The following is a 16,306-nucleotide window of genomic DNA, read 5'->3' as shown; positions in this document are numbered from 1 at the left end:
TCGCGAGTTCTGGCGCAGCGCCCTACCCTGCGCGTCCTCGCATAGCATCGCTGCCGTCCTCGCCGTTCGTTTGCTCTCGGGGAATTGACCCACTCCAATTGACCCACCTTCCACTGCCTGGCAAATGCAGCCACGCGGTCATATGACCCTTCATAGCCCAGCTCCTTAAGGTCCAAGTGGAGCTGTTTCAAATTGCGCCGCTGTTTGCGGGGCTTGCTTGCCTCGGCCTTGAGCCACGCTGAAAGCTGCACCGAATATTTGTCCGAGAGGCTTGATGATCGCCGCTCCGCGTAGGAGGGCTCTGTGGTTTCCGACCGCAGGTACCGCCGGACCGTATTGCGGGAGATGCCAAGTCGCCTGGCGATCTCCCGGAGGGGGACCTGGTCACGAAGGTGCCAGCGTCGAATTATGCCTAGTAAAGCCACGTCGATCACTCCGATCTCCTGCCGAAAAGACAGGAAGGATTGTGCTATGAACGAGGGCCAGATTCAGTTGCAAATTCGTGGGCAAGTGGGTCAATTTTCAGTGCAAATTAACAAAGGTAAAGCTCCGTATCCTAAAGAACGATACGCTCTTGGCGTTGAATTACAGGTCGCATATGCCGCCGCTTGGCCGCGCGGGCAACCTTTCGCATTCCTGGTGCGGCAGGCCACGCCGAATCCCGAGGTGACAATCGTTCACGCTGAAGACGTAGAGGCAGTTCCCGAGCAAAATGAGTCAGAGCTAACTAACTAACTACTTGGATGAAAAGTTTGGTGAAGGCGCGAGTACGTTTGGTGTCAGATTTTTATCAAATCAAAGACAAATCGAAGAGTTGAATTTAAACGGCCATTAGCTTTACTGCCACCGATGCGAGGCTAGCAGCGCCAAGCAGATAGCGCTACTGCCATACATCAACGCGGAAAGGAGTCCGGCTCTAACATCAGCAGCTGATGGAAAGGAGGCAAAGACACAACAGGCGACAAAGTAGCCTGACGCGATCCACTCGATGAAAGAGCCACTTTGAAATGCGGGTATCGACACCCCCTTAAACACGTACCACGCGAGTGGTGCCAGGCAAAGTGGAGCGAACGCTACAAATGCCGCGTTCCAAATATTGAGTCGGGCGAAAGTCACTGCTCCCAATTGCCAACCGTTACCCTGACGCTTAGGCCACAACGAAAAAGACACGGGCTTCGCGTTGAGCAATAGGCCAACAAGCCAGTGACAGGCCTCATGAAGAACCGTTGCGCCAAGACTAAATAGCGCTAATACGAAGCCATAGCGCCTCAAGGAATACAACGTCAAAAGCCACCCGAACACCAAGATCGCTGAAGCTGTGAAATCGGGGGTAACTAGATCTTGTGATGCCATCCGGGGAAATGCGCAAAGGCGCAGTCCATTTCAAGTTCACTTGCAGATATGGTCAATTTCCATTTACTTGCACGTACCAGTTCATGGCACAAGGTGCCGGGCAGCTGCAGCAGCACGAAAATGATGTAGCGCCGCGACAGCAGCCAGATCGCCGCCGCCAGGGCCAGCGACGGCATCAGGTAAAACAGCTTATCCAATTAGCCGGTGTAGAAGCAGCGGCCGCAGGCCTGGCGGTAGGCTTCGTTGCCGCCGATGCTGATTTGCTCGCCTTCGCGGATACGCTCGCCCTTCTCGTCCACCCGGATATTCATGGTGGCCTTTTTGCCGCAGGTGCAGATATTCTTGATTTCCTCGATATCGTCGGCCAGCGCAAGCAAGTAGGCCGAGCCGGGGAAAGGCTCGCCGCGGAAGTCGCTGCGCAGGCCGTAGCAGATCACCGGCACGCCTTGGGCCTGGGCCAGCTGGTGCAGCTGCTTGACCTGCTCCGGCAGCAGGAACTGGGCCTCGTCGACCAGCACGCAAGCAACTTTCTGCATATTTTCCAGGAAGTTGCGGCGGGAATCGAACAATTCGACCTCGCGCTGCGGGCCGAGGCGGGACGTCACCTTGCCGACCCCGTAACGGTCGTCGATGGCGGCCGTGAACAGGCGCACCATCAGGCCCTGCTCTTCATAGTTGTGGGCGACCTGCAGCATGGAGGTCGATTTGCCTGCGTTCATCGCAGAATAGCGGAAGTATAGTTTTGCCACAGTGAAATATCTTGTATCAGACTTGCGCGATTATAAAGGGCCGGCCGCCATCCGCCAAAAAAGGTGCATACTGCTGTTGCCAGCATGCGCGATCCGCATAAGCTAGCGCGAAGATATTCCTTCTTGGTTCACACGGCGCGCTCCACAATGCGCGCTTTTCGCAAGGAGAGACAATGCAGAACGAACGCCCTGCAGCACTATTCAGCCTGATCGGCAATACGCCACTGGCCGAAGTCACACGCCTCGATACCGGCCCTTGCCGGTTATTCCTCAAGCTCGAATCCCAGAATCCCGGCGGCTCCATCAAGGACCGCATCGGCCTGTCCATCATCGAAGCGGCTGAACGCGACGGCTTGCTGAAGCCGGGCGGCACCATCATCGAAGCCACCGCCGGCAATACCGGCCTGGGCCTGGCCCTGGTCGGCGCCATCAAGGGCTACAAGGTGCTGCTGGTGGTGCCGGACAAGATGGCCACAGAAAAGGTGCTGCACCTGAAGGCGCTGGGCGCCGATGTGCGCATCACCCGTTCCGACGTCGGCAAGGGCCACCCCGAGTACTACCAGGACTATGCAGCCCGCCTGGCCAGCGAGATCCCGGGCGCCTTCTTTGCCGACCAGTTCAACAACCAGGCCAATCCCCTGGCCCATGAAACCACCACCGGTCCGGAAATCTGGGAGCAGATGGCGCGCGAGATCGACGCCATCGTGGTCGGCGTCGGTTCGTCCGGCACCCTGACCGGCCTGTCGCGCTACTTCCGCAAAGTGGCGCCGCACGTCAAATTCATCCTGGCCGACCCCAAGGGTTCGATCCTCAAGGAATACGTGGACACCGGCAAGGTATCCGATACCAGCGGCTCCTGGGCGGTGGAAGGCATCGGCGAGGACTTCATCCCGGCCATCGCCAATATGGACGCGATTTCGCAGGCCTACACCATCACCGACCAGGAAAGCTTCGACAGCGCGCGCTCCCTGCTGCGCGCCGAAGGCATCCTGGCCGGCTCCTCGACCGGCACCCTGCTGGCCGCGGCCCTGAAATACTGCCGCGAGCAAAGCACGCCGCAGCGGGTGCTGACCTTCGTCTGCGATACCGGCACGCGCTACCTGTCCAAGGTCTATAACGACAGCTGGATGTTCGACCAGGGCCTGCTGCAGCGCCAGAAGCTAGGCGACCTGCGCGACCTGATCGGACGCCGTTTCGAAAACGGTGACGTGGTCAGCGTGGCGCCCGGCGATACCCTTCTGATCGCCTTCAACCGCATGCGCTCGGCCGACCTGGCGCAGTTGCCCGTGATCGAGCAGGGCAAGCTGGTGGGCATCATCGACGAATCGGACATCCTGCTCAAGGTCGACGGCGACGCCGGCCAGTTCAAGGGCGAAGTCGGCGCCACCATGACCTCCCGGGTCGAGACCCTGGCCCCATCGGCCGGCATGCCCGCCCTCAGGGATACGCTGGACCGCGGTTTAACGGCTATTATTGCTGAAGGCGGAAAGTTCTATGGCCTGATCACCCGCTACGACTTACTTAACCACTTGCGCAGGACCTTATCTTGAACCACGAAAAGAAAAAAGCCGATACCAAGGCCGGCCTGGCCACGCGCGTCATCCACGCTGGCCAGCAGCCCGATCCATCGACCGGCGCCATCATGCCGCCGATCTATGCCACATCAACCTTCGTCCAGCAAAGTCCGGGCGTGCACAAGGGCCTCGATTACGGCCGTTCGCACAACCCGACGCGCTGGGCCCTGGAGCGCTGCGTCGCCGACCTGGAAAGCGGCGCCCAGGCGTTCGCCTTCGCCTCCGGCCTGGCCGCCATTTCGACAGTGCTGGAACTGCTCGATGCTGGCTCCCACATCGTGGCCGGCGACGATATGTATGGCGGCACCTTCCGCCTGTTCGAACGCGTGCGCCGCCGCAGCGCCGGCCATGAATTCACCTACGCCGACCTGACCAATCCGGAAAACCTGCTGGCGGCGCTGCGTCCGGAAACGAAAATGGTCTGGGTCGAGACCCCGACCAACCCGATGCTCAAGCTGGCCGACCTGGCCGCCATCGCGCGCATCTGCCGCGAGCGCGGTATCCTGGCGGTGGCCGACAACACCTTCGCCAGCCCGATCGTGCAGCGCCCGCTGGAACTGGGCTTCGACATCGTGGTGCACTCGACAACCAAATACCTGAACGGCCACTCCGACATCATCGGCGGCATCGCCGTAGTCGGCGGCGAAGAGCGCCAGTCGGCATGGCGCGAGCAACTGGCCTTCCTGCAGAATTCCGTGGGCGCCATCGCCGGTCCGTTCGATGCCTTCCTGGCCCTGCGCGGCGTGAAGACGCTGGCGATCCGCATGGAGCGCCACTGCAAGAGCGCCCTGGAACTGGCGCGCTGGCTGGAGCGCGAGCCGAAGGTGAAGAAGGTGTTCTATCCGGGCCTGGAGTCGCATCCCCAGCACACGCTGGCCAAGGCCCAGATGGACGGCTTCGGCGGCATCATATCGATCGACCTTGACACGGACCTGGCCGGCGCCCGCCGCTTCCTCGAACGCTGCGAAGTGTTCGCCCTGGCCGAAAGCCTGGGCGGGGTGGAGTCGCTGATCGAGCATCCGGCCCTGATGACCCATGCATCCATCCCGCCGGCGCAGCGCGCTGCGCTGGGCATCGGCGACGGCTTGATCCGCCTGTCCGTCGGCATCGAAGATATCGAGGACCTGCGCCAAGACCTGCGCAATGCCCTTGACGCCATCTGAACGCCATTGCAGCAACTGCGAGCGCCCCATGCGGGTGCTCGATTTGTCCGGCCACTACCAGCGGCGGGTGGAGATCGATACCTGTCCCCACTGCTGCCTGGTGTGGTTCGACGACACCGAATCGGTGCGCCTGGCGGGGCCGGGCATCGCCGAATTCGTGCGCGAAATCCATTTCGCCATGCAGGCCAGCGGGGAGCACGCGCAAGCGGTCTCGCTGTCAAGCGTTCAAACCTGCCCGGTATGCCGCGCCGCGCTGAAAACCGTGGCCAACCGCACCCGCTTCGGGCGCACCACTCAGCTGGAATGCCCGGCGGGGCACGGCTATTACCAAACCTACATTCTCTACCTGGCCGAAAAAGGATTTGTCCGGCCCCTGGCTTGGGCCGATATCCGCTCCCTGCTGGAAGCGGGCAAGAAGCTCTACTGCGCCGATTGCGGCTATCCCCTGCCCGACCGGCCCATCGACGCATGCCCGGCCTGCAAATCCGCCATCGAGGTCATCGACCCGACCCGGCTGGCCATGGCCATCGACCGCCACGATGAACAGCGCCCGCCGGCGTCGACGGCGGTCGACCAGCACAAATGCCATGCCTGCGGCGGCGCGATCGACCAGTCGCGCGACATCTACTGCCCGCATTGCCATGCGCCGGTGCTGCGCCACGATACCGGCGATGCCGCGGCGGCGGCGGCGAACGCATCGGAGTTGGCGCAATCGGCCGACCGGGCGCACCGCAAGCGCCAGGAAGCCGCTGCCAGTGCCGCCAATGCGCTGGCCATGCAGCTCGCCATGAATACTTATGCGGAAGGCCGGCACGGTCAATGGAGGACGAATTTCGAATTCAAGATGTCGGTGGGCCTGCTGATCGCCGCCCTGTGCATCATGAGTTTCCTGGCCCAGCATCGCCCACCGAGGCGCGGCGAGCCGGCAGCGCAAGCGGCCCCTTTCGCGTCCTACTTTCCACGCTTTCGCGAAGCTGCCATGCGCTGCGACCCGAATTCGGCGGTACGCCGCGAAGCGCTGGTGCGCCAGTTGCTGATCGTGCCGGGCAGGCCGGGGACGAATACGGGGATGGCCACCTACAGCGAAATGCAGGCGGCTTACGCGGGCGCCGCTTCCATACGCATCGAATGGCTCAATAGCGGCGCGTTCGACATGCTCCAGGAGCGCTACGGCGTCCCCACCGCGACGCCGGCCAGCATGCCATCCGATTTCTTCCGCCGCGGCGCAACCCTGGCCGCCGTGGAGCGCGCGGCCTTCTGCCTGCCTGTCCATGAGATCAGCCCGCCCATGCTGGCCGAGGACGGCTTTCACATCATCGAAGTATTGGATGCGCGCTAGTCGGCCGGCCTGCGCGCCGGGTCGGAAATATTGAACACCCTTCGCACCAAGCTTTCCAGCGCCACGAACACGCCCTCCACCCCGAATCCTGCGATGAAGGAAAGCGCTGACGTGCTGAGCGCCCAGTTTCCCAGCAGGCCGATTTCGCTGCCAGGCGTCTGGCCGGACGGATTGATGAACAGGGCAATGCAGGCGCCGATGGTGGCGCCCAGCGCCAGCTGCAGCAGGGCCAGGGTATAGTCGCGTGGCGAGAGCAGGCTTTCGCGCATCTTCGCCCACAAGCCCCGCACCACCGCCGCGCCGGCGCCGAGAATGCCATAGCATAGGGGCAGCACGGCCGTTCCCACCACCAGCGTCACCACGCGCGCCTGCTCCTCCGTGGTGCCGCGCAGGTAGCGTTCGCGCCCCGCAGACGAGGTTTCGACCTGAGCCGCCAGCGCGTCCGGACTGCGCCCGAACAGGCCCGCCACCTTGCCGTAGCAAGTGCGCCAGGGCGCCAGCCAATCGCCAAGATTCAGGCGGACAATCCCCACCTGCTCCGACAAGACGCGGCGCCGGGTGCAGAGCTGATATTCCTCTGTGCTGCGGAAGCGCACCTGCCCCGCCTTGTCGACCTCGCTGCAAAACTGCACCGGAGGCGCCGCGACGTTGACGGCATGCTTGATCTCGGCGTCGTCGATCGATTTGGACAATGCCACCTGCTGCGCCAGCAGAGTATCGAGGTGCTGCAACATCGCATTGCCACCGGTGATGTGCCAGGACGTCAGACAAGTCAGCACCAGGCCGATGAGCAGCAGGACCACGATGCGGAATACGCGCCGGTTGAAACGGTCGGCCGCCTTCACCAGGCCGGGAAAGGCATAGCGCGCCAGCGTCAGGCGCGTAGGCTTGTCGAAATGCCCCGCCCGCGCCTGGCCATGCCCTGCTCCGCGCAGCACCGCCGAACGCAGCCAGTTGCGCCAATCGCGCTGGTTGTCCTCCCCCACCACCAGCAGGGTAAAGGCGATGGTCAGTCCGGTGGCCGGGCGCGCCACGGCATTCAGCCGGTCTTTGGCGCACAGCACCTTGACCGCCTGCGCCACGCGCTGCTGGTCGTTGTCGGGCGGCGTCAGCCCGATGGCGCATAATTCGTCGATGTGCGGCTCGCCATCGTCGTGGTTGTGAAAGTTGTAGAAGCTCTTGTCCCAGCGTCCGGAGATGTGGTCGAGCAGCAGGAAGACTTCATTCAGCTCGCGCACGAAAATGAAGTCTTCGATCCTTTGGCAGGCGGCGCTGCCGTTCTCGTCGTCGGAAGACATGGCGCCTCCCCAATTGGCAGTTTGTTACTTCATTGTGCGCCTGCCAATGCCGGAAGGACTTTGCGCTAGCTCAAACGTGAGCCTTATTCGCCCGGATGATACTTGCGTTCCAGGTTCTTTTCGATGTCGTCCTTGTAGAACAGCACATCCTTGAACTCGCCCCGCGCGTACATCTCGGCCTGGTCGTTGAAATGCGGCGAAGCCGGATCGCCGCTTTCGCCGCCGGCCAGGATGCTTTTCGCTTTGATCTTCGGCCCGAACTCCACGGCCGCCACAAAGCTGTTGCCGCGTTCGCCATAAATGCGCTTGCTGCGTTGCTGCGAGGTCATGCCGAAGGCGGCCAGCGCTCCCCAGTTGCCGGAAGCGTAAGGCACCGGAATGCTTGGCTTGGTGTCGTCGAAGGTCTGCGCGATGTCGCCGCTCAGGCGCTGGAAGCGGTTGATCTCGCCCCATGGCGTCTTCCAGGTGCCGAAGTCCGAAGACAGCTTGTTGGAGGCACGCACCAGCGACTCCAGGCGCTGCTTCGACGTCAGCTGACTGGCCAGGTAGTCCAGCACCGGCATGCCCTTCTCTTTCGCCGCCGGACCGAATGTCTTGACCTGGTCCTGCAGCCAGTAGATCGCCACCGAGGTCGGCACCGACGCGAGCGAATAGCGCATATCCCAGTCGCGCAGCAGTGTGACCTGCTCGATCACAGCGGCTTTGGCCAGGTCGCTGGCCGGCGACTCGTCATAGGCACGCACAAGCAGCGGCAGCAGCGGCTCGAAAGCGGTCAGCTGGCTGTCGTAGGCGGCGGCGATCAGGCTGTCGATGGTGAAGTCCTTCTTCCCTTGCAGCACGCGCACAGCATGGATGCCGCGCGCATTCTCGGGATTGACCGACATATAGGCCGGATAGTCTTCCGGACGCGGGCTGTAGGCGCCGGCCGCCGAAAACGGCCAGTTGTTGGTGTTCTGGATCCAGCCGCTTTTCGGGTTGAACAGCTGGATGGTCTCGCGCACCTGGTGCAAGCCCTTCCAGTCAGTCGCCGGCTCCGCGCCATCGACCGGTTTGCTATAGTCGAAACGCGTATCGCGCACAGGCATGAAATTGCCGTGGAAATAAGCGATATTACCGTCGGCATCGGCGTACACGGTATTGTTCGAGGAATTGGTGCGCAACTCCATCGATTTGTAGAAAGCCGGATAATTGCGCGCCTTGGTGCGGATGAAGGACTGCGTCAGCGCCTTCAACGGCTCGTTCATCATGGCCACCGACACCCACTTGCCATCCTTCTCTCGCACCACAGGGCCGCGATGCGTGAAGTAGGCGGTCACAGTCTTCTCGGCCACACTGCCGTCGGAAGCCTTGTATGGCAAGCGAATATACTCGGTGCGGAAGGGACGCAGTTCCTTGCCATACTGGTAGAAGAACTTGCCGTTCTTTTCAACCACCGTTTCCAGGTATTCGTCGATCACGTCGCCGCCGCCGGAGGTATGCATCCAGCCGATGCGGTCGTTAAAGCCCTGGTAGACGAAGAACTGGCCCCAAGTCACGGCACCGTAGGCATTCAGGCCTTCCTGGCTGCTCACATGGATTTCGGGGCGGAAGTAGAACGACGTATGCGGGTTGATCATCAACAGCGCGTGTCCCGACTTGCTCAAGGCCGGCGCAATGGCAAAGCCGTTCGAACCGGCTGACTCCTTATCCAGGTCGCTGCCCCGCGCAGCCAGCGACGGCGCCGGGCGCTCGCCATAGAACGCCTTCAATTGCTCGATATTGACCGTTTCAATATCGCCGCCAATGCTGCCCTCGCTGAAGCTCAAGGCCATCCACGGCTCGAAGCGCGTGATCAGGCGTGGCTGTACTGTCGGATGCGTATGCAGGTAGAAATTCAGGCCGTCGGCCCATGCTCCCATCAACTTCTTCAGCCAATCCGGGCTGGCCTTGTACTGCGCTTTCAGCTGATCCGGGGTGATGAAGAGCTTCATGCGCAAATCCTGGTACAGCGCCTTTTCGCCCTCGACTTCCGCCAGGCGTCCCATGGCGTTGATGAAATTCAGCTCGATGCGCTTGAAGTCATCCTCCGACTGGGCGTACATCATGCCGAATACCGCGTCCGCATCGCTCTTGCCATAAATATGCGGAATGCCCCATTTGTCGCGCATGATGGTGACGCGCTTGGCAACCGATTGCAGGCGCAGCACTTCAGCGGGATTCAATTGCCCCGGCGCCTGTGGCGCGGCCGGGGCGGCAATCGCAGGGATGGCACAGCAGGCGAACAGCGCGGCACTCAGTCTTTGCATGCTTTATTGCTCCACGAGTTGTGCAATGCGCTCGCGCAGTTCGGCATTTTCGGCGCGCAGCGCGGCATTCTTTTCCTTCAGTTGCGAGATTTCCAGGCGCAGCACTTCGACTTCGGTCAACGGCGCCGGGCGCTCGGGGGCATCGTAGGCGCCCGCATCGTCTCTCGGCGGCTTTGCCGGACGATTGGCGGCACGCTGCTCGCGGATTTCGCGGGCGGCCTGCTGCAGGAACTTGCGGCCACCAGCCACTGCCGACTTCTGGTCTTCTTCCGGCAGCGAGGCCACGGTCGCGGCGGCGTTGATGGAAATCGTACCGGAGCGCACCGCTTCCACCAATTCCGGCGTAGCGCTGCGGGTGATCTTTTCGATTTGGCCAAGGGTATTCGCGCTCAGGCGCGCCGCGCGGGCGATGTCTTCGCGCTTGGCTTTCGGTTTGGGCGGCGCAGCCGGCTCCTCGCTCTCGGGGTCGGGCGGCGCAATCGCCGCATCTTCGGCCTGGGCGCGCTCCTTGACCGCCTGCTCGCGCTTGGCCAGGATTTCCTGCTGGCGCAAAGCCAGTACGCCGCGCTGGAAGTCCGACACGCTGCGGCGGCCCAGGTGGTTGTCGATCATCCACAGCATCACGTCTTCCATATTCTTGAAGCTCGTGTTCTGGGTGACCTTGAATGGAATACCGTGCTGCTGGCAGATCGAGTAGCGGTTATGGCCATCGACCAAAACATCGTTCCACAGCACCAGCGCATCGCGGCAGCCCTCGGCCAGGAGGCTGCGTTCCAGCGCGGTGCGCTCAGCCTCGGTCAAGGGTTCGATATAGTCCCGCAGGACGTCATTGATTTGGATTTGCATGGGGTCTTTCCTGGAATTCTGCGACCAGCATGCTACAACATTCCGGGCCGATTACAAGCGTTGCCAAATTCTCAATTACTGGCAGTTAACGAATAGGCATGTCATAATAGCGGGCTTCAAGCATGCCCCGGTGGTGAAATTGGTAGACACACCGGACTTAAAATCCGTTGCCTGCAAGGGCGTGCCGGTTCGATTCCGGCCCGGGGCACCAAGAAACAATTCGTCTCCTACCTAGTATCTGAGCCGTTCTCCGCTGGGTACCCCGCCAGTAGGCGAGTCTCCCCACCCACGGACAAGTTGGTTTTTGTCACACGTCTGGCACACTTTCATGTGAGGCAAATGTGGCAACAATCAGAAAACGCGGTCCCCACCAGTGGCAGGCGATCATCCGCAAGCGCGGATTTCCAGTTCACAGCAAAACCTTCGGATCAAAACCCGAGGCACAAGCCTGGGCTAATGGCATCGACTTAGATTGTGCGTGGGGTCTACATCTTCAAGTATTTAGATTTTTAAACGGTCACACCACACCCTTAGCCGTCGTCTACGTTAGCCCAAGTTCACCTGCAATCGTAGCGGGATTCGGGCCAGGGTTCCGATCCCGAACTCCGCCTGAAACGGCAAATCGCGCCGGTGCACGTATCCGATATAACAATCGCATTTCAAGCGGCTGCACGGGCGCTCTCCAAGCATCGTCTCAAGCGAGTCGCTGTACAGGTTTCCCAGTCTTTGCGGGACGAAGTGACAGCGCTGCACCTCGCCGTCGCCATCCACGGTAACAGAGTCCTCGCCGGCGGCGCAGGGAGCGCCGCGCGAAGGCGCTGGCCGGCGGTTATGGAGGAACCACGGGTCGATGGCCTCCAGCCAGACAAGGTCTTCGGGCGCATAGTAGCCAGGGCCCCGCCGGTCGTAGGCGTTCAGCCATAGGTATTGGCCAGCCGGCAGCGCCGCGCGCAGTTCGCGAATCTCATTGAAATGCTCGCGCATCGCCACCACCCCAACCGAGTAGCGGATTCCCATCCGGTCAAGCCGTGTGCAGCGCTCAAGAAAGCGCCGCTGCGGGGTCTGTCCCGGGTGGTATGTGCACCATAACGACACTTTGCCTGCCTCGATATCTTCCAGCCAGGACATTGGTGCGGCAAGGTTGGTTTGCACCGAAACCTGCTGCACGTGGGGCATCGCCGCCAGCGCCGCTACCGCTTCCCGGTAATGGCGCCGCACCAGCGCTTCGCCCCAGGGCGTAAACAGAATGCGCAGAGGGCGCTCCTGCCGCCCTGCCCACTCCACAAAGCGCGCGACTTCGGCCGCGTCTTTTGCCAACCTCGCGCGGCTGTCTTTCCGCTTGGCGAACGGACAGTATCCGCAATCGTAGTTGCAGCTCTCCAGGGTACCCCGGTACAGCAGCGAGAGCGGCGCCGCGCTTGCGGCATTCAGCACGAGGCGCCGCCGCTGGCCATCAGGGCCTGGACATTATCGGATGCCAGCCACGGGCCGATGGTGTCGGCATAGGCGTAGCCCATGTCGTTCAGGCGCAGGATGGGGCCCGACTGCTCCGCCAGGCCAAGCGCTGGCAACTCCAGCAAACCGGGCAAGTGGTCCAGGCATTCGCCGCCGAAGCGGCGCGCGTAGGCTTGCAGGTCCAGGCCCGGTTCTGTGAGCAGGGACTGGATCACAAAGCGCCGCCGCTGTTCGTCCGCGCTCAGGTGGAAACCGTGGCGGGCTTGCGTGAATTCCTCGTCGTCGTAGGCGAGGTAGTTCTTGATGATGTCCATCGTGCCGGTGCGGCCCACCGCGTAATCGGTGGAGTAATGCAGCGAGCGCGTATAGGACCGGGCGCCAGTGCCCATGCCGACCATGCCATCATCCTGGCAGCAATAGGAAGGTCCGCCCTGGACCGGGGCACGCGGCGCGCGGAACATGCGCATGGATACCTGCACGTAGCCGCGGGCACGCAAATGGTCGCGCGCGGCGATATACAGCTGCAGGCGGCTGTCGCCATCCGGCGCCAGCGCAATCGCTTCGAAACAGCCCGTCGCGCGCCGCTGCGCCAGTTTGCCCAGGCCAGTGTGCTGGCGCACGTACAGCGGGTACAGGTACAGCTCTTCCGGCATGAATTCCAGTGCGCTGTCGATCGATGCCAGCAGGCTGGCAATGGTCTGTCCGGCGATGCCGTAGATCAGGTCCAGGTTCAGCGTCGGGAAGCCGGCGGCGCGAATGCGCTCAATGGCGGCGCGCACCGCGTCGTTCTGCTGCGGGCGTGCCAGCGCCTTCATTTCGGGGGCAGAGAAACTCTGGATGCCAAGGCTGACGCGGTCGATGCCCATGCTGCGGCACAGCTGCAGCCGGTCGGCGGTCGCGGTTTCCGGCGAGGCTTCGATGCCGGCCGACGTGCTATCCAGCGAAATGCCGAGAATATCGTTGGCGGCGCGCAGCAAGGTTTCCAGCTGGTGCGGCTGCAGGAAGGTCGGCGTGCCGCCGCCAAGGGCGAAACGGGCGAAACGCCGCTCTCCCAAGACATCGTTCAGCACGCGCATCTGGCGCACCACCTGCGAAACATAGCGTTCCACCAGGTCCTCGCCCGGATTGGCCATGGCGAACAGGTTGCAAAAGCCGCAGCGCATTTCGCAAAATGGGACGTGAATATATGCAAACAGCGAGGAACGGTCTTCACCCGCCCACAAGGGCTGCAGCGGCACTGGCTGCTCCAGCGCCCGGTAGGCCGACTTGTGCGGATACGAATAAGAATACGCCTGGTACGGCGTTTGCCGCATGCGTTGTGCCAGCGTGCTGGCGGGGACGGGGTGGTTCAAGGTCGCGTCGCTCCAGACGAGTTAAGGAAGAAATGCGCGTAGGGGACGTTCCAGACGGTTTCGTGCGCCAGGCGGTGGCCATGGAAGCCCTCTTCACCATAAGCGCTGCCATGATCGGAACAGATGATGACAAAGGTTGGCGCACGCGCCGCGCAGGCCTCCAGCAGCGGGGCCAGGGCGCCGTCCACATAGCGTAAGGCCGCGGCGTGACTCTCCAGGCTGTCGCGCTCACTGCCGCGCAAGTAGACCCGGTTTGGCTTGTGGATTGCCGCCACGTTCAGGAACAGCATGACGCGCCGTTCGCCCGCCTGCTGCAGGCATTGCTGCGCGAGCACGGTCTGGTTCGCGGTGGAATTCGGCGCATCCACGCCCATCGAATGCGCCCAGTGGCTTTCCGCGAACATGGCGGGCAGCACCCGCCCCAAGGCCGTCAGCTTGTTGAAAAAACCGACGCCGCCGATGCAGATCGTATGGTAGCCGGCAGCGGCCAGCCCGGCGGGAATACTCTCCTGCTCGAACACGCAGGTATGCTTGGACGTGGTTTCGCTGCCGCCGAAGGCAGTAGCGAACAGGCGCGGATGGGGGCCGGGACTGTCCGGCGTAGGCAGGAAACCGGCAAAGAACGCATGGTGCGCCGCATAGGTGAAACTGGCTGGCGAATGGCGGCGCTCCCAGCCGCCACGCGGCAGGTAACGGCCCAGTACGGGCAGCTCGCCCGCCTGGTGCAACTGCTGGGCGACGTCGTAGCGCAGCGTATCGAGCGTGATGAACAGGATGTCGTGGCTGCCGACTACCTTGTTCATGTCGGGGATGGTGTGTACTGGCAGCGTCATTGCGTAAAGCTTTCCCATTGGGCTGTATAGGTATCCTGGCCACGCCACATCAGGCCCGGCAGCAGGTCGCCGAAAGCATTCGCCTCCAGCACGTGCGCCTGGCCGCGCTGCGCCACGATATCGAATCCGATGACGTGGCTGCCAGGGAAGGCCTGCGCGGCTTGGCCGGCGATGCGCTCCAGGGCCGCAGCCGACGCCAGGTCGAGCAGTTCATCCGCGGCGAAGCGGCGGTTATCCAGATGCAGGTTGGTCATCATGCGCGTGCCGATACGGGCCACGCGGTGCGCCGGCTTGCCGGCGAGCGTGAGTACGCGGAAGTCGTAATGGCCGTTTCCGGCGCGCGGCTTGGGCAGCCAGGCTTCGGCATAGGCCTGCTGCCCGGCCAACAGGTCGATCAAGGTGTGCAGATCCGCCGCTTGGCGGTAGCAGCTCATGCGCTTGGCGTTGAATAGCCGCGCGCCGCCGCTTTCCCGCACCAGCTGCGCCGACGTGGTGGCTTGTTCGTCGCCGCGCCGGTTGCGCCGGTAAGCGACGACACCGGAGGCGCTGGATCCGTAGCGGGTCTTGATGAAGGCCCGGTCCAGGCCGTGATGGTCGAGCAGCGCATGGAAATGATGGTATCCGTCTACGCTGCCCAGCATGGCCGGCACGGGCACGCCGTGCCCGGCAAGGTGCTGCTGGCATGCCAGCTTGTCCGTCATGAGCAGGGCTTCGCGCGGCGCGTTCATCACGCGCGCCTGAGGCAGCGTCGCCAACTGACGCTCCAGGCGCAGCATGGCGCGCGACAAGCCCGCGTACCAGGCGCCGGAAACGGCGACCTCGCCATGTTCCAGCGGTCCGGGCACGGCGATGCCGCCATCTTCGCAGCCGTCCGCCAGCAATCGCGCCTGGACGGTGGGGTCATCGCCCGGCGGCTCCACCTTGAATACACTGGGCTGGGCCAGCAGCACGTCAAGTTTTTCGGGCGCGGCCAGCCAGTCGCGCCATTCGAGCACTTCGGCCGGCGCCAGTCCCGCCTGGGCGCGCGCCTGCTGCGTCAAGCGCAGACGCTTGCCGCTCGCCGCGCCCAGCACTACAAGGCGTTCAGGCAATGCCTTATTCCCCAACGGCGACGTAGCGGTCGCCGTCATCCTCTTCCTGCGCATCGTCCAACACCACTTCGAGCGGCAGGGCTTTGAGTTGCTCCTGCAATTTTTCGGAGATGTAGTGGTGCGTCAGGTCCAGCCGGCGCAGCGATCGGACGTGAGCGCTGTCCAGCAGTGCCTGCGCGCCGGCGTCGCCCAGGGTGCCCAGGGACAGGTCCAGTGTGTCCAGGCGGCCGAGCAATTCGTCGCCCGCCAGCCACTGCGCCAGTTCGTCGGAGATCTCCGCATCGCGCAGGCCGAGGTAGCGCAGCGAAGGCACAGCCAGTGCGCTGACCACACGCTGGTAAAGCTCGACGTCGCCGGAGAAACCGTAGCCTTCGGAGCCCAGCCACAATTCCAGGTGTTCCAGCGCGGGCAGGGAGCAGGAGGCCAATGCTTCCGCCACTTCGGCCGGCAAGCCGCCCGATTCGATGGTCAGGCTGCGCAGGGCGGCATGCGTCACCGGCTGCAGCGACAACTCTTGGGCGCCGCGGATACGCAATACTTCCAGCTTGGGGTAGGCCTTCAGCAGCGGCGTATAGTCGCCCTGGTTAATCCAGGAAATCTCGCATTCCTCATACGTCATGTCGCCGATGAACAGGGCGCGCAGCGCAGGCAACTCCGGCGCATGGGCTACCAGCGCCGCGATCACGTCATCGGCGCTCGATTCGTAAGGCTCGCCCCACATGCCGATTACCAGCGCGTCCAGCTTGGACTTGTCGGCGCGGCCCAGGAATTCTTCCAACAGGTCGGACATCTTGCGTTCATCGTCGTAGTCGAGCGAGAGGCGGTAGACTTTGCTGCCGGAGAGGTCGACCGGCTTAGCCGGGTCGAACGCGGTCACGGTTTTATTGAAGAAGGTTTCAGTGCTTTCGGAAATGGTCACAATGCGCATCCTGAAGAAGATCCCTGGCGCCTTTCGCTTGGGAAACATT

Annotated in this window: 14 protein-coding genes, 1 tRNA gene and 1 pseudogene; 5 read left to right on the top strand and 11 right to left on the bottom strand. The window is 62.7% G+C overall.

The genetic code is table 11. The annotated features are described in order from the left end of the window. Positions 1-110: 110 nt before the first annotated feature. A pseudogene (locus tag H597_RS34090) lies at positions 111-434 on the bottom strand (helix-turn-helix domain-containing protein); the annotation flags it as partial. A 37-nt stretch (positions 435-471) separates the two neighbouring features. Between H597_RS34090 and H597_RS0112495 the strand changes: the two are divergent. Beyond that, positions 472-735, top strand: coding sequence for a hypothetical protein (locus tag H597_RS0112495; RefSeq protein ID WP_028102449.1), 264 nt, complete (start codon positions 472-474; stop codon positions 733-735). A gap of 599 nt (positions 736-1,334) precedes the next feature. Here the strand turns inward: H597_RS0112495 and H597_RS0112490 are convergent. Next, positions 1,335-1,550 (bottom strand): hypothetical protein, encoded by a 216-nt coding sequence (locus H597_RS0112490; protein WP_028102448.1) that lies wholly within the window; start codon positions 1,548-1,550, stop codon positions 1,335-1,337. Further along, entirely contained in the window at positions 1,551-2,102 is a 552-nt protein-coding gene (locus tag H597_RS0112485; RefSeq protein WP_028102447.1) for a thymidine kinase, read from the bottom strand. 173 nt (positions 2,103-2,275) lie between these two features. On the opposite strand from H597_RS0112485, the gene H597_RS0112480 reads away from it, so the two are divergent. Genes H597_RS0112480 through H597_RS0112470 form a run of 3 tightly spaced genes read left to right on the top strand, consistent with a single transcriptional unit; the run spans position 2,276 to position 6,178 of the window. Further along, positions 2,276-3,652 carry a pyridoxal-phosphate dependent enzyme gene (locus tag H597_RS0112480; protein WP_028102446.1) on the top strand — a complete coding sequence of 459 codons (1,377 nt, stop codon included), beginning with the start codon at positions 2,276-2,278 and terminating at the stop codon, positions 3,650-3,652. Then, positions 3,649-4,839: a trans-sulfuration enzyme family protein gene (locus tag H597_RS0112475; protein ID WP_028102445.1), complete on the top strand. Its 1,191-nt coding sequence runs from the start codon at positions 3,649-3,651 to the stop codon at positions 4,837-4,839. The genes H597_RS0112480 and H597_RS0112475 overlap by 4 nt, the downstream gene beginning before the upstream one ends. Continuing rightward, positions 4,826-6,178: a zf-TFIIB domain-containing protein gene (locus H597_RS0112470; protein ID WP_161630604.1), complete on the top strand. Its 1,353-nt coding sequence runs from the start codon at positions 4,826-4,828 to the stop codon at positions 6,176-6,178. The genes H597_RS0112475 and H597_RS0112470 overlap by 14 nt, the downstream gene beginning before the upstream one ends. Here H597_RS0112470 and H597_RS0112465 read toward each other — a convergent pair. From H597_RS0112465 to H597_RS0112455, 3 genes are all read right to left on the bottom strand, one after another. Then, entirely contained in the window at positions 6,175-7,476 is a 1,302-nt protein-coding gene (locus H597_RS0112465; protein WP_028102443.1) for a hypothetical protein, read from the bottom strand. The two genes, H597_RS0112470 and H597_RS0112465, sit on opposite strands and share 4 nt — an antisense overlap. Positions 7,477-7,559: 83 nt before the next feature. Next, a complete protein-coding gene (locus H597_RS0112460) occupies positions 7,560-9,761 on the bottom strand; it encodes a penicillin acylase family protein (protein ID WP_028102442.1) in 2,202 nt (733 codons plus the stop codon). 3 nt (positions 9,762-9,764) lie between these two features. Continuing rightward, positions 9,765-10,607: a hypothetical protein gene (locus H597_RS0112455; RefSeq protein ID WP_028102441.1), complete on the bottom strand. Its 843-nt coding sequence runs from the start codon at positions 10,605-10,607 to the stop codon at positions 9,765-9,767. Between the two features lie 124 nt (positions 10,608-10,731). On the opposite strand from H597_RS0112455, the gene H597_RS0112450 reads away from it, so the two are divergent. After that, positions 10,732-10,818: transfer RNA gene (locus H597_RS0112450), tRNA-Leu, on the top strand. A gap of 335 nt (positions 10,819-11,153) precedes the next feature. Here H597_RS0112450 and H597_RS0112445 read toward each other — a convergent pair. The 5 genes from H597_RS0112445 to H597_RS0112425 are packed head-to-tail and all read right to left on the bottom strand — an operon-like array spanning position 11,154 to position 16,266. After that, on the bottom strand, positions 11,154-12,041 hold the full coding sequence (locus H597_RS0112445) for an STM4011 family radical SAM protein (RefSeq protein WP_028102440.1): 888 nt from the start codon (positions 12,039-12,041) through the stop codon (positions 11,154-11,156). Then, complete coding sequence (locus H597_RS0112440) at positions 12,035-13,414, bottom strand: STM4012 family radical SAM protein (RefSeq protein ID WP_229632161.1); 1,380 nt, start codon at positions 13,412-13,414, stop codon at positions 12,035-12,037. The genes H597_RS0112445 and H597_RS0112440 overlap by 7 nt, the downstream gene beginning before the upstream one ends. Next, positions 13,411-14,247, bottom strand: coding sequence for an STM4013/SEN3800 family hydrolase (locus tag H597_RS0112435; RefSeq protein WP_035374036.1), 837 nt, complete (start codon positions 14,245-14,247; stop codon positions 13,411-13,413). The genes H597_RS0112440 and H597_RS0112435 overlap by 4 nt, the downstream gene beginning before the upstream one ends. Further along, on the bottom strand, positions 14,244-15,338 hold the full coding sequence (locus tag H597_RS30680) for an STM4014 family protein (protein ID WP_154668081.1): 1,095 nt from the start codon (positions 15,336-15,338) through the stop codon (positions 14,244-14,246). Before H597_RS30680 ends, H597_RS0112435 begins: the two co-directional genes overlap by 4 nt. Before the next feature lie 4 nt (positions 15,339-15,342). Then, positions 15,343-16,266 (bottom strand): STM4015 family protein, encoded by a 924-nt coding sequence (locus H597_RS0112425; protein ID WP_229632160.1) that lies wholly within the window; start codon positions 16,264-16,266, stop codon positions 15,343-15,345. Between the last annotated feature and the right edge of the window lie 40 nt (positions 16,267-16,306).

The sequence above is a fragment of the Pseudoduganella violaceinigra DSM 15887 genome, from assembly GCF_000425385.1.
Lineage (GTDB): Bacteria > Pseudomonadota > Gammaproteobacteria > Burkholderiales > Burkholderiaceae_D > Rugamonas > Rugamonas violaceinigra.
The sequence above is the reverse complement of the archived record's forward strand: the minus strand, read 5'-3'. Positions and strand labels throughout refer to the sequence as shown.